At 75.9% G+C, this 12,816-nt stretch carries 14 protein-coding genes; 5 read left to right on the top strand and 9 right to left on the bottom strand.

The window, feature by feature from the left end; translation table 11 throughout:
- Positions 1-2 precede the first annotated feature (2 nt).
- On the bottom strand, positions 3-500 hold the full coding sequence (locus NP075_RS15455) for a hypothetical protein (protein WP_227566204.1): 498 nt from the start codon (positions 498-500) through the stop codon (positions 3-5).
- A gap of 128 nt (positions 501-628) precedes the next feature.
- Between NP075_RS15455 and NP075_RS15460 the strand changes: the two genes are divergently transcribed.
- Complete coding sequence (locus tag NP075_RS15460) at positions 629-1,639, top strand: aldo/keto reductase family protein (RefSeq protein WP_227566202.1); 1,011 nt, start codon at positions 629-631, stop codon at positions 1,637-1,639.
- Between the two features lie 92 nt (positions 1,640-1,731).
- Here the strand turns inward: NP075_RS15460 and NP075_RS15465 are convergent, their stop codons facing one another.
- Positions 1,732-2,244, bottom strand: coding sequence for a pyridoxamine 5'-phosphate oxidase family protein (locus tag NP075_RS15465; RefSeq protein WP_227566200.1), 513 nt, complete (start codon positions 2,242-2,244; stop codon positions 1,732-1,734).
- Between the two features lie 90 nt (positions 2,245-2,334).
- Positions 2,335-2,886, bottom strand: a complete 552-nt coding sequence (locus NP075_RS15470; protein WP_227566198.1) for a hypothetical protein — start codon at positions 2,884-2,886, stop codon at positions 2,335-2,337.
- A 221-nt stretch (positions 2,887-3,107) separates the two neighbouring features.
- Between NP075_RS15470 and NP075_RS15475 the strand changes: the two genes are divergently transcribed.
- Positions 3,108-3,752 (top strand): DUF1345 domain-containing protein, encoded by a 645-nt coding sequence (locus NP075_RS15475; RefSeq protein ID WP_227566196.1) that lies wholly within the window; start codon positions 3,108-3,110, stop codon positions 3,750-3,752.
- A 2-nt stretch (positions 3,753-3,754) separates the two neighbouring features.
- On the opposite strand, the gene NP075_RS15480 is transcribed toward NP075_RS15475, so the two are convergent.
- Positions 3,755-4,483: a DUF72 domain-containing protein gene (locus NP075_RS15480; RefSeq protein WP_227566195.1), complete on the bottom strand. Its 729-nt coding sequence runs from the start codon at positions 4,481-4,483 to the stop codon at positions 3,755-3,757.
- Between the two features lie 111 nt (positions 4,484-4,594).
- Here NP075_RS15480 and NP075_RS15485 point away from each other — a divergent pair, with 111 nt between their 5' ends.
- Positions 4,595-5,149, top strand: a complete 555-nt coding sequence (locus NP075_RS15485) for an META domain-containing protein (protein WP_227566193.1) — start codon at positions 4,595-4,597, stop codon at positions 5,147-5,149.
- A 78-nt stretch (positions 5,150-5,227) separates the two neighbouring features.
- On the opposite strand, the gene purQ is transcribed toward NP075_RS15485, so the two are convergent.
- From purQ to NP075_RS15500, 3 genes are all read right to left on the bottom strand, one after another.
- Positions 5,228-5,923 carry a phosphoribosylformylglycinamidine synthase subunit PurQ gene (gene purQ / locus NP075_RS15490; protein ID WP_227566191.1) on the bottom strand — a complete coding sequence of 232 codons (696 nt, stop codon included), beginning with the start codon at positions 5,921-5,923 and terminating at the stop codon, positions 5,228-5,230.
- The gene (purS, locus tag NP075_RS15495) at positions 5,923-6,210 is read right to left on the bottom strand and encodes a phosphoribosylformylglycinamidine synthase subunit PurS (RefSeq protein ID WP_227566189.1); all 288 of its coding nucleotides are present in this window, start codon (positions 6,208-6,210) and stop codon (positions 5,923-5,925) included. The genes purQ and purS overlap by 1 nt, the downstream gene beginning before the upstream one ends.
- Positions 6,211-6,478: 268 nt before the next feature.
- Positions 6,479-7,960, bottom strand: coding sequence for an amidohydrolase (locus NP075_RS15500; RefSeq protein WP_227566186.1), 1,482 nt, complete (start codon positions 7,958-7,960; stop codon positions 6,479-6,481).
- Positions 7,961-8,205: 245 nt separating this feature from the next.
- Between NP075_RS15500 and NP075_RS15505 the strand changes: the two genes are divergently transcribed.
- Complete coding sequence (locus NP075_RS15505; RefSeq protein WP_227566185.1) at positions 8,206-9,024, top strand: DNA/RNA non-specific endonuclease; 819 nt, start codon at positions 8,206-8,208, stop codon at positions 9,022-9,024.
- A gap of 15 nt (positions 9,025-9,039) precedes the next feature.
- On the opposite strand, the gene NP075_RS15510 is transcribed toward NP075_RS15505, so the two are convergent.
- Positions 9,040-9,975 carry a phosphoribosylaminoimidazolesuccinocarboxamide synthase gene (locus NP075_RS15510; RefSeq protein ID WP_227566184.1) on the bottom strand — a complete coding sequence of 312 codons (936 nt, stop codon included), beginning with the start codon at positions 9,973-9,975 and terminating at the stop codon, positions 9,040-9,042.
- Positions 9,976-10,031: 56 nt separating this feature from the next.
- Between NP075_RS15510 and NP075_RS15515 the strand changes: the two genes are divergently transcribed.
- Positions 10,032-11,435, top strand: coding sequence for an AAA family ATPase (locus tag NP075_RS15515; protein WP_227566182.1), 1,404 nt, complete (start codon positions 10,032-10,034; stop codon positions 11,433-11,435).
- Positions 11,436-11,467: 32 nt separating this feature from the next.
- Here NP075_RS15515 and purD read toward each other — a convergent pair whose 3' ends face one another.
- Positions 11,468-12,769 (bottom strand): phosphoribosylamine--glycine ligase, encoded by a 1,302-nt coding sequence (gene purD, locus NP075_RS15520; protein ID WP_227566180.1) that lies wholly within the window; start codon positions 12,767-12,769, stop codon positions 11,468-11,470.
- Positions 12,770-12,816 lie beyond the last annotated feature (47 nt).

Raw genomic sequence — 12,816 nt, forward strand, 5'->3', positions numbered from 1 at the left:
GCTCAGCTCGCCGCGGGGACCAGCCCCACCGCGACGACCGACTCGGCGGCCGCGGCGACCGTGACGTCGAGCGCGCCGCCCGGCACGTCGAACACGTCGCTGTCGGCCATGGTCGCACCGCCCTGGTACACCGGGACGCACGGCGCCTGGTACGACGTCAGCTCGCTGTCGCCGCCCTTGACGGTGACGACGACCGGCGCACCGTCCGACGAGGTGCACACGACGCGCAGCAGGTACGACCCGGCGGGCGCGTCGGCGACCTGCGCCGTCTCCGTCGCGCCGGCCGCCACCGGCGCGACGAGTGCCTCGGTCGCCTCGCCCGCCGCCGCGAGCGCCTCGCGCTGGGCGTCCGCCGTCGGCAGCTCCTGGTCCCCGCGGCCCTCGATGGCCGGGATCGTCTCGAGGTCCGGCGACGGCTCCGGCGACGGGTCGCCGGAGGAGCACGCGGCGAGGGCGAGCAGGAGGACCGGGACCGCTGCGAGGCGTCGTCGGGATCGCATGGCCGGGACGCTAGCGCAGCGACGGTCGCCCGCGGCACCCCTGTCCACCGCAGGGACGAACCGGGGGCATTCCCCCCGCCCCGCGTCCGGCGCGACGGCGGCTCCCGACGGGGTGAGAGGCTGGGTGCATGCACTTCCGTCACCTCGGCCGCTCCGGCCTGAAGATCTCCGAGCTCACCTACGGCAACTGGCTGACCCACGGGTCCCAGGTCGAGAACGAGACCGCCACCGCGTGCGTGCGCGCCGCGCTCGACGTCGGCATCACGACGTTCGACACCGCCGACGTCTACGCCAACACCGTCGCCGAGTCCGTGCTGGGTGACGCGCTGGCCGGGGAGCGCCGCGAGTCGCTCGAGATCCTCACGAAGGTCTACTGGCCGACCGGCCCGAAGGGCCCCAACGACACCGGCCTGTCGCGCAAGCACATCCGCGAGTCCATCGACGGGTCGCTGAAGCGCCTGCGCACGGACTACGTCGACCTGTACCAGGCGCACCGCTACGACCACGCGACGCCGCTCGAGGAGACGATGCAGGCGTTCGCCGACGTCGTCCGCCAGGGCAAGGCGCTGTACATCGGCGTCAGCGAGTGGACCGCGGACCAGATCCGCGCGGGCCACGCGCTCGCGAAGGACCTGGGCGTGCAGCTCGTCTCGAACCAGCCGCAGTACTCGATGCTGTGGCGGGTCATCGAGCCCGAGGTCGTCCCGGCGTCCCGCGAGCTGGGCGTCTCCCAGATCGTGTGGTCGCCCATCGCGCAGGGCGTGCTCACCGGCAAGTACGCGCCGGGTGCCCCGCTGCCCGCGGGCTCACGCGCGACGGACGACAAGGGCGGCGCGCGCATGATCGCGTCGTTCCTGCGCGACGACGTGCTGGAGCGCGTGCAGGGCCTGCGCCCCGTGGCGGACGAGCTGGGCCTGACGATGGCGCAGCTCGCGATCGCGTGGGTGCTGGCCAACGACAACGTGTCCGCGGCGATCATCGGCGCGTCGCGCCCCGAGCAGGTCCACGACAACGCGAAGGCCGCGGGCGTCGAGCTGCCCGCCGAGGTGCTCACGCGCATCGACGAGATCCTCGGTGACGTCGTCACGTCCGACCCCGCCGAGACCGCGAAGGCGTCCCCGGCCGAGCGCCTGGTCTGATCCGGAGCGCCTGCTCCCGTCCGCACGGCGCCCCGCACCGGCTGGTCCGGTGCGGGGCGTCGGCGTGCTGCGAGGGCTGCGCGCGTGCGACGTCAGAGGTCGACGGTCGCGTTCTCGCCGCCGTCGTACGCGCTCCCCGTCACCTTGGCCTTCACCAGGCTGAGCACGGTCGCGAGCCGCCCGCCCGGGCTGTCCCAGTACTCGGCCGTCTCGGCCCGCAGCCGCACCAGGCACAGGCCGGGCGTCGTCGGGCCGTCGGGGAACCAGGCCGCGGCGACGGGGTTCCACAGCTCGTCGGCCTTCGCGCGGTCCTGGACGACCTCGGCCGTCCCCGAGACGGACAACCACGACGACGAGCCGGCGAAGGCCGCGTTGGCGGGCGACCCCGCACGGATCTCCGCGACCTTGTGGGAGTCGAGCGTGGTGAAGAACCAGAGGTCACCGTCGAACTCGACGTCCTGCACCCCCATCGGACGGCTCACCAGCGCGCCCGACGCGTCGAGGGTCGTCAGCATCGCGAGGTGGTGTTCCCCGAGCAGCTCGCGGACCTTGGCGAGGGCCTCCTCGCGCGTCGGCGCGTCGTCGTCGTGCGGTGTCGTGGTCATCTCGCGCTCCGTCCGTCGGCCGCGGGCGGGCGCCCGTCCGCACGGCCACGCTAGGCCCGCCGCGGGCGGCGCCGCATCCGGACCGCGCGGTCAGCGGGCGCCGGCGCCCGTCAGCGCCGCGGCGTGCCGTCGGGAGTCGCCGACGAGCGCGAGGGCGACGGTGTCGACGCCCGTCCGCGCCGCGAGCGCGCCGGCGTCGGCGGGCAGCCGGCCGGCGGGCGCAACGAGCCATGTCGACGACGGCGACCAGGTGAGCGCCGCGAACGCCTCGGCGTGGGCGACGGCGCTGCGACGCCGCACCGCGTCCGCGTCGTCGGCGGCGGCGACCGCCTCGACCTCCAGGACGAGGCGCACGTCCCGGCGGTCGCGGCCGACCGCCCGGATCTCGTCCTCCACGACGCCGACGAGCGCCCGGACGGCCGCGACGGTCGGCAGCGCCGCGCTGTGGACGATGCGCACGACGTCGGCGCGGGCGGCCGCCAGCGCGAGCGTCGTCGCGTCGAGGGCCTCACCGTCGAGCAGGAACTCGGTGCCGGAGCGCGGCGCGTGGCCGACGACCTCGACGGGCGGGACGTCGGGACGCGCCGGCGACGGGTGGCGCGTGCCGGACGGGCGGACGGGTGCGAGAGCGGGCTGAGCCACGGGGGACGTCCTCGGGGTGGTGCGGGTGCGCAGCCGGGCCGTAGCCGCAGGCGCGCGGGGTCGTCAGCTCAGCGACAACACACCCGGACCGAGAACATGCCGCAGACAGTAGCCGCCGGGCCGTCGCGCCGCCAGCCCCCTGTCATCCAGCGGACCACCCGCGTCCCGTGCGGCCGGGCCGCCCGCTGGCCGGCACCCGGGCGTGCGAGTTGTATGGGGACGTGGCCCGGAACCCCGCGTACCGCGACGTCACGCCTGCGGCCCGCCTGGCGGTGGCGGTCGGCGGCGGCGTCATCACGGCGTTCGGCGTGGCCGTGACGTACGGGGGGTCGGTCGCCGCGGCCGTGCTGTCCGGCTGGGCCACGACGGGCCTCGTGTTCGCCGGGTGGAGCTGGTCCTTCCTGTGGCCGCTGGACGCCGAGCAGACCCGCACCCACGCGACCCGCGAGGAGCCGACGCGGCTGGTGACCCACGGGATCGTCCTGGGGGCCGGCGCCATGAGCCTCGTCGGCGTCGTGGTCGTGCTGGCCACGCACGAGCGCGGGCGCGTGGTCGCGCTCGTCGCGGCGCTCGTCGCCGTCGTCGCGTCGTGGACGTCGATGCACACGGTGTACGCGCTGCACTACGCGCGCCTGTGGTACACGCCGCCGTACGGGGAGATCGACTTCCACCAGGAGGCGCCGCCCCGCTACTCGGACTTCGCCTACGTCGCGTTCACCGTCGCCATGAGCTTCGCGATGTCCGACCCGGACGTCCGGTCGTCGGACCTGCGCCGCGTGATCCTGGGCCACGCGCTGCTGTCGTACCTCTTCGGCACGGTGATCGTGGCGCTGCTGGTCAACGTGGTCGCCGGGCTCACGCCCTAGCGTCACCGCCCCAGGAACCCGCGCAGGGTCCACGCGTTGCGCACCGCGTTGCCGCCGCCGTCGTTGTTGAAGTAGGCGACCACGTCGTGCCCCGCGGCCGACCACTCGCCGATGCGGTCGGCCCACCAGCGCAGGTCGTCGTCGGAGTACGAGCCGGCGTACAGGTGCTGGTGGTCGGGGCCGTGCAGCCGCACGTAGACCAGGCGGGACGTGGCGCGCAGGACGCACGGGATGCCCGCCCCCGACACCACGCAGTACGCGGCCCCGTGGCGTGCGAGCAGGTCGAGGACCGCGTCGTCCTGCCACGACGGGTGCCGCAGCTCGACCGCCACCTGGACCCACCCCGGCAGCGAGCCCAGGAACCAGTCGAGCCGCGCGTCGTCCCGCACGGCGTCCGGGCGCAGCTGCACGAGCAGCGCCTCGCGTCGGTCGCGCAGCTCGTGCCAGGAGCGCGCGATCCGCTCCGACCACACCTCCGGCGCGTACAGCCGCTTCGCGTGGGTCAGCCCGCGCGGGGCCTTGACCGACATCGTGAAGCCGTCCGGCAGCCGCCGGTTCCACGACGCGAACGCCGCCTCGCGCGGCCAGCGGTAGAAGCTCGCGTTGAGCTCGACGGTGTCGAACGCCTCGACGTACCGGGCCAGGCGGTCGCGCGCCGGCAGGCCGGGGCGGTAGAGCACGCCGTCCCAGTGGTCGTACGACCACCCGGACGTGCCGATGCGGATCGTCACCCCCGTACCCTCGCGCGAGCGGCGCGGCGTCGCACGCCGTGGCGGCACCGGGTGCGCGTCGTTACGGTCGGGGCAGCGACGGCGTGCGTCGTGGACCTCGAGGGGGCGGTCATGGCACGGACGACGGTACGACGCAGGACCAGGTGGCGGGCCACGACGGGGACCGGCAGGAGGTCCCGGCGGGCGTCCGTCACGGGGCTGGCGCTCGCCGGGGTGCTGGTCGCCGCCGGGTGCGCGACGGGCACCGAGCCGGGCGACCAGGAGACGTTCACCGCCTCGTCGTCGTCCTCGCCCGGCGCGTCGGCGACGTCGGCCGCACCGACCGCCGACGGCGCGTGGACGCTGCAGTCCGGCGACGTCGACGGCACCGCCCTGACGCTCGTGGAGTCCGCCCCCGTGACCCTGCTCCTCGAGGAGGGGCGGGCGTCGGGGAGCGCCGCGTGCAACACCTACACGACGAGCGTGGACACCTCGGACGGGTGGCGGATCGAGCCGGCCGGCGTGACGCGCATGGCCTGCGCGCAGGACCTGATGACCCTCGAGTCGACGTACCTCGACGCCCTCGCGCGGGTCGACGCGGCCGAGGTCACGGACGGGACGCTGGAGCTCACGGGCCCTGACGTGCGGCTGGTGTTCGCCGCCGACGGCGAGGCCGACGCGGGGTGACGGCGCGTCGGACGTCGCGCGCGGACCACCGGGACACCGGCTCGTCGACCATCCCCCCGCACGTCGCCGCCAGGGGCGTCAGGAGACGAGCGCCTGCAGGACCGACGTGAAGAACCGCAGTCCGTCGGTGCCGCTGCGCGGGCCGGCGGCACCGTCGGGTCCGAAGCCGGCCTCGACGGCGTGCTCGGGGTGCGGCATGAGCCCCACGACGTTGCCGGCGGCGTTGCTGATGCCGGCGATGTCCCGACGCGACCCGTTGGGGTTCACGCCCTCGTAGCGGAAGACGACCCGGCCCTCGCCCTCGAGCTCGTCGAGCGTGCGCTCGTCGGCGACGTACTGGCCGTCCTGGTTCTTCAGCGGGATCGTGAGGCGCTCACCGGTCGCGTACGCGCGCGTCCACGCGGTGTCGGCGTTCTCCACCGTCAGCACCTGCTCGCGGCAGACGAAGTGCAGGTGGTCGTTCTTGATCATCGACCCGGGCAGCAGGTGCGCCTCGGTGAGCACCTGGAAGCCGTTGCAGATGCCCAGCACGGGCAGGCCGCGCCCGGCCGCGTCGACGATCTCGCCCATCACGGGCGCGAACCGGCTGATCGCGCCCGCGCGCAGGTAGTCGCCGTAGGAGAACCCGCCGGGGAGCACGACCGCGTCGACGCCCTTGAGATCGGCGTCGGCGTGCCACAGCGCGACGGGCTCGCCGCCGGCCAGGCGCACCGCACGCGCGGCGTCGCGGTCGTCGAGCGTCCCGGGGAACGTGACGACCCCGATGCGACCCATCAGGCCAGGCCCTGCGACGTGACGGTCGCGGCCGCGTCGGCCTCGATGTCCGCGACGCGCACGACGTCCTCGATGACGGGGTTCGACAGCACCTGCTCGGCCGCGGCCGCGGCGGCCTCGAGGACCTCGGGCGTCACCGGCCCGTCGACCTCGAGCTCGAACCGCTTGCCCTGCCGCACGCTGCGGAACTGGCCGAATCCGAGGCGCGGCAGCGCGTTGGCGACGGCCTTGCCCTGCGGGTCGAGGATCTCGGGCTTCGGCATGACGTCGACGACGACTCGTCCCACGGGTGCTCCCTGGCTCGCGACGGTGGGGTCGGTGCCGATCCTACGGCGACCGGCACGGCGACCGTCCCACGTCCCACCCACCGGTCGGCGCTCCGCCGCCCCACTCACTCTCTCCCGCGCGTGAGAGAGCAATCCAGTCGAGGACGGGGCGTGCCGGATTGTTCTGTCACGGGCGGGGGGTGGGGGTGGGGGTGCGCTGGATTGCGCTGTCACGGGTGGGGGTGGGGTGTGGGGTGTGCTGGATTGTGCTGTCGCGGGCGGGGTGGGGTCAGAGGGTGTCGTGGGTCCAGGTGCCGGCGACGAGGGTGCCGGCGACGCGGACGGTGCGGAGGCCGCCCGGCGCTCCCGCCAGCGCCACGGGGTCGTCGTCCAGCACGACGAGGTCCGCGGGGTCACCGGCGCGCAGGCCGAGGGGCCGTCCGTCGACCGACGACGCGAGCGCGGTGACGACGTCGATCGCCTGCTCGGGGTGCCACGGTGCGCGCGCGTCCCCGGTGCGCCAGACCGCGGCGTCGACCGCGAGCCACGGGTCGAGCGGTGCGACGGGCGCGTCGGAGCCCAGCGCGAGCGGGACGCCGGCGGCGTGCAGGTCCGCGAGCGGGAAGGCCCGGTGCGTGCGGCCCGCCCAGTGCCGGTCGGCCACGTCCCGGTCGTCGGGGATGTGCGCGGGCTGCACGCTCGCCGTGACCCCGAGGGCCGCGAACCGTGGGACGTCCGCGGGGTCGAGGAGCTGGGCGTGCTCGACCGACCCGCGGGCGCCGCTCGCGGCGAACGCGTCGAGGACGAGGGTGTTGGCGGCGTCGCCGATGGCGTGCACGGCGCAGCGCAGACCGTGGGCGTGCGCGTACCGCAGCAGCGGGACCAGCTCGTCGCCCGGCACGTTCAGCACGCCGCGGGCCGGCGGGCCGTCGACACCCGGGTAGGGGTCGTGGCACCAGGCGGTGCGCGTGTTGAGCGAGCCGTCGACGATGACCTTCAGCGGTCCCTGCGTGACGCGCGCACCCGCGAGCCGGTCGCCGGTGTGCAGATCCTCGGCGACGACCCGGTCCAGGTACGGCTGCCACACGCCCGCGCGCACCCGCAGCGGCGGGTCCCCGGCCTCCGCGCGGCGACGCCACGCGGCGACGTTGTCGGCGATCTCCAGGTCGACGACGCCCACGACGCCCCGTGCGGCGGCGGCCCGCAGCGCGTCGTCGACGAGCGCGTCCTGCGCGTCGGCCGTCAGGTGGTCGAGCGCACCCATGAGCGGCATCCACTCCGTCTCGCGCAGCACGCCCGTGGGGTGCGTCGCGACGCCGAACATCCGCAGGCCCGCGGTCGACACCCACGCGCAGTGCAGGTCACCGGAGACGAGCACGACGGGGACGTCGCCCGCGACCGCGTCGAGCAGCGCGGCCGACGGCGCGTCGGGCCACGTCCCGTCGCGGAACCCGAGCCCGACCAGGGGACGTCCCGGCGGCGGCGGGTCGGTGCGCAGGCGCTCCGCGACGAGCACCACGGCCTGGGCCGCGGACGCGGCGCCGGACACGTCGAGCCGGCCGCGCGCGAGCGCCCACTGGGTGAGGTGCGTGTGCTGGTCCCACAGGCCGGGCAGCAGCCACCGCCCGTCGAGGTCGACGACGTCGGCGTCGGACGCCTCGGACGCCTCGCCGAGCGACGCGATCCGGCCGGCGCGCACGACGACGTCGACGGGCGCGTCCCGCCTGTGCAGGCGCGCGCGGCGCAGGACGAGCGTGCGGGTGACGTCCACCAGACCTCCGTGACGCAGGACGACGAGCCGCCAGGAGACTACGTCCCCCCGCCGGCACCCCCGAACGGGGGCACCGTCCCACCACCTGGGACGCACCCCTCGCGACCCCGGGCGTAGCGCCCTCATGGGCGGCGATGAGCGCACCGGGCCCGGTCTCGCCGGCGGCCCGTCCCACCCACCGGACCGCGGGCCGAGTGGGTAGCGTGGTCGACGTCCGACGGTCCGCGCGTGGGCAGGGGTGACGCATGGGGTACGACCCGACGTTCCTGGGGCCGGTGGTCCCGCTGCCCGTCGCCGGGCAACCGGTGCGCGAGCTGCCCTCGACGCACTTCACGGTGCTGCTCGACCCGGAGCGCCGGCTCGCGGCCGCCACGGCCGTGAACATCGACGGCGTCACGCTGCTCGACGTCCCGCGCGACGACGACTGGCACCTCGACCCGCGCGTGCCCGCCGACGAGCAGACCGGCCCGGCGCTCTACGCGCGCAACGACCTCGACCGCGGGCACCTGGTGCGCCGACGCGACCCGGTGTGGGGCGACCCGGGCGTCGCGGCGCAGGCGAACCGCGAGACGTTCGCGTACCCCAACGCCGCCCCGCAGGCGTCCGACTTCAACCAGGGCCGCGATCTGTGGCTGGGCCTGGAGGACCACGTGCTGGAGCACGCGCAGGCGCAGCGCCTGCGCCTGTCGGTGCTCACCGGGCCCGTGCTCGCGGGCGACGACCCGGCCTACCGCGGCGTCGCGGTCCCCCGGCGGTTCTGGAAGGTCGTCGCGTGGGCGCTCGACGCCGGCCGGCGCCTGGCCGCGGCGGGCTTCGTCCTCGACCAGACGCCGCAGCTGCCCGCCACCGAGCTCGCCGCCGCGACGCACGCGTCCGCCGCGGCGGACGAGCCACCGCCGCTCGGCCCGTTCCGCACGTTCCAGGTGCCCGTCGCCGACATCGCGGAGCTCACGGGCCTCGACCTCGGCCCGCTGCCGGCGGGCGACGTGCTCGCCGTGACCGCGCCGCAGGAGGTGGGCTGGCGCGAGCTGCACGCGCTGCCCGAGGTGGACCTGGGCGCCTGACCACGGCGCCGACCCTCACACGCCGAGCGGACGTCCCGTCAGCCGCTCGTACGCGTCGAGGTACCGGTCGCGGGTGCGCGCGACGACGTCGGCGGGCAGCGGCGGCGGCGGGGTGTCGGACGCGCGGTCCCAGCCCGACACCGGTGACGTGAGCCAGTCGCGCACGTACTGCTTGTCGAAGCTCGGCTGCGGGTGCCCCGGCTGCCAGGCGTCGGCCGGCCAGAAGCGCGAGGAGTCGGGGGTGAGGACCTCGTCCCCCAGGGTCGTCGCCCCCGTCACCGGGTCCGTGCCGAACTCCAGCTTGGTGTCCGCGAGGATCACGCCGCGCTCGCGCGCCACGGCCTCGGCCCGCGCGTAGACGGCCAGCGTCAGGTCGCGCAGCTCCTCGGCGACGGCCGGACCGACCGTGTCCACGACGACCGAGAACCGCACGTTCTCGTCGTGCTCCCCCAGCTCGGCCTTGGTCGCGGGCGTGAAGATCGGCTCGGGCAGCCGCGACCCGTCGACGAGCCCCGGGGGCAGCGCGACGCCGGTGACCTCGCCGGTCCCGCGGTACTCCGCGAGGCCCGACCCCGTCAGGTACCCCCGCGCGACGCACTCGACCGGGAACATCTCGAGACGACGGCAGACCAGCGCCCGCCCGGCGACGGCGTCCGGCACGTCCGTCGTCAGGACGTGGTTCGGCACGAGGTCGGCGAGCTGGTCGAACCACCACAGGCTCAGCTGCGTGAGCACGACGCCCTTGTCCGGGATCCCCGGGCTCAGGACGTGGTCGTACGCCGACACCCGGTCGGACGCGACGACGAGGACGGCGTCACCGTGCCGCTCGCGCAGCGCGACGCCGGCCGCCGAGCCGTCGGGCTCGTAGAGGTCGCGGACCTTGCCCGAGTAGGTGTGCCGCCAGCCGGGCAGCGCGTCGTCGTCCGCGCGGGTGGGGTTCGCGTCGCTCACCCCCGCAGTCTTCCGTACCGCAGCCCTAGGGTGGGCGCACCGACCAGGGAGCGAACATGGACGACGCCGTCACCCCCGCCCGCCTCCGGGACTTCCTCGAGGACGTCCGGGTCCTCGCCCAGGCGGCGCAGAGCGCGCACCCCGAGCAGGAGCCCGGGGTCGCGCCGCTCCTGCCCCTGCTCACCGCGCACCTCGGGCTGGACCCCCGCACCTTCGCCGTGCACACCCTCGAGCTGCCGGTGCTCCGCCGGGTGGACACGGACGTCGCCGTCGCGGCGGTCGTCGGGGAGGACCCCGCGGCCCGGCTGGTGGGCGTGGGCGGCGGCGAGCAGCGCATGCACATGTCGCTCTCGGAGATCCTCCAGCACGCCGGGTCGTGGCCGGGCCAGTTCCCGGTCGGCCCGGTCGACTACCACCGCGCCGCGACCGGGCCGAGCACCTCCCGGCAGACCGTCGCGTTCGGGCTGCACCTGTGGCACGCGGACGGCGTGCCCGTCGTGCTGCTGCAGCGCCGGGCCTCGATGCGGCACAACGGCGCCCCGGTGCTCGAGGTGCTCTGCCCGTCCGACGACGTCGCGGGCGCGCTGCTCACGCGCGTGCGTGCCGAGATGGACGCCCGCTCGACCCTGCGGGGGCAGGTCGTGACGTTCTCGGGGTCGCCGTTCGACCCGGGCGAGGCGGGCGTCGTCCACGTGCCGCGACCGTCCGTGCCGCGCGAGGACGTCGTGCTGCCCGCCGGGACGCTCGAGCGCATCGAGCGCCAGGTGCTCGGCGTGGCACGCCACCGCGACGCGCTGCGGGCGGCGGGTCAGCACCTCAAGCGCGGCGTCCTGCTGTACGGGCCCCCGGGCACCGGCAAGACCCACACGGTGCGGCACCTGGTCGGCGCCAGCCCGGGGGTCACCGTCACCCTGCTGTCGGGCCAGGCGCTCCAGCTCGTCACGGTCGCGGCGGAGACGGCCCGCGCGCTGCAGCCGGCGATGGTCGTGCTCGAGGACTGCGACCTCGTCGCCGAGGACCGCTCGCTCACCGGCGGCACGCCCGTGCTGTTCGAGGTGCTCGACGCGCTCGACGGCCTGGCCGCCGACGCGGACGTCACCTTCCTGCTGACGACGAACCGTGCCGACGTCCTCGAGCCGGCGCTCGCCCAGCGCCCGGGGCGCGTCGACCTCGCGGTCGAGGTGCCGCTGCCCGACGCACCGGGCCGCCGCCGGCTGTTCCGGCTCTACGCCGCGGACCTGCCGTTCACCCCGGACGCGCTCGACGCGGCGGCCGAGGCGACCGCCGGCATGACCGCGTCCTTCGTCAAGGAGGCGATCCGCCGGGCGGTGCTCCTCGCGGCCGAGGACGGGCGGCACGTCGGCGACGACGACCTGGCGAGCGCCGTGCAGGAGATGACCGGCGACTCCGAGCGCATCACGCGGTCGCTGCTCGGGGTGGGTGCCGGCGCCGACGTCTGACCGCGCGGTGCCGGCGGCTGCCGCCGGCCCCGTCAGTCCTGGCTCACGGCCAGCGCGATGTCGGTGCGGTGCTGGGAGCCGGCGAGCGCCACCTGGTCGACCGCGACGTACGCGGCGCGGCGCGCCTCGCCCAGGGTCTCCCCCACGCCGACGACCGAGAGCACCCGGCCGCCGTCGGAGACGAGCAGCGGGTCGTTCAGGGGGTTGTCCGGGTTGTCGGGGTCGTCGACGGCGGTCCGGACCGCGGTGCCCGCGTGCAGGACGTGGACGCCGGGGACCGTGTCCGCGCCGTCGAGGCCCGTGATGGGGTCGCCCGTGCGCACCTCGCCGGGGTACCCGGCCGACGCGATCACGACCGTGACCGCCGCGTCGGCGCGCCAGTGCAGCGGCTCGAGCGCACCGAGCCCGCCCTGCGCCGCGGCCAGCAGGACGCCCGCCAGCGGCGTCGCGAGCCGCGCGAGGACGACCTGCGTCTCGGGGTCGCCGAACCGCGCGTTGAACTCCACGACCCGCACGCCGCGGCTCGTCAGCGCCAGGCCGCAGTACAGGACGCCGACGAACGGCGTGCCCCGACGCGCCATCTCCGCGACCGTGGGGCGCGCGACGGTCTCGACGACCTCGTCCACGAGGCCGGCGGGTGCCCACGGCAGCGGCGAGTAGGCGCCCATCCCGCCGGTGTTGGGGCCCTGGTCGCCGTCGAGCGCGCGCTTGAAGTCCTGCGCCGGCACGAGCGGGACGACGTCGGTGCCGTCGCACAGCACGAACAGCGACACCTCGGGGCCGTCGAGGAACTCCTCGACGACGACGCTCCCGCCGTCCTTGGCGAGGCACGCGCCGGCGTGCGCGAGCGCCGCGTCCCGGTCGTCCGTGACGACGACGCCCTTGCCGGCGGCGAGGCCGTCCTCCTTCACGACGTACGGCGCGCCGAACTCGTCCAGCGCGGCGGCGACCTCGTCGAGCGTCGTGGCGACGCGGGCGGCGGCGGTCGGCACGCCGGCCGCGGCCATGACGTCCTTGGCGAACGACTTGGAGCCCTCGAGGCGCGCGGCCTGCGCGGACGGGCCGAAGACGGGGACGCCCGCCTCACGCACCGCGTCGGCGACCCCGGCGACGAGCGGCGCCTCCGGGCCGACGACCACGAGCCCGACGCCGAGGTCGGTCGCGAGCCGCGCGACCGCCGGCCCGTCGAGCGGGTCGACCGCGTGCAGCGTCGCGTGCTGCGCGATCCCGGGGTTGCCGGGCGCGGCGTGCACCTGCGTCACCGCCGGGTCCAGGGACAGCGTGCGGGCGAGGGCGTGCTCACGGGCACCGGTGCCGACGACGAGGATCTCCACGGCGTCCGACCCTACCGGCCGCGTGCCCGCACGCGGTGCCGACGTCC

This window comes from Cellulomonas wangsupingiae, from assembly GCF_024508275.1.
In the GTDB taxonomy this organism is placed as follows: Bacteria; Actinomycetota; Actinomycetes; order Actinomycetales; family Cellulomonadaceae; genus Cellulomonas; species Cellulomonas wangsupingiae.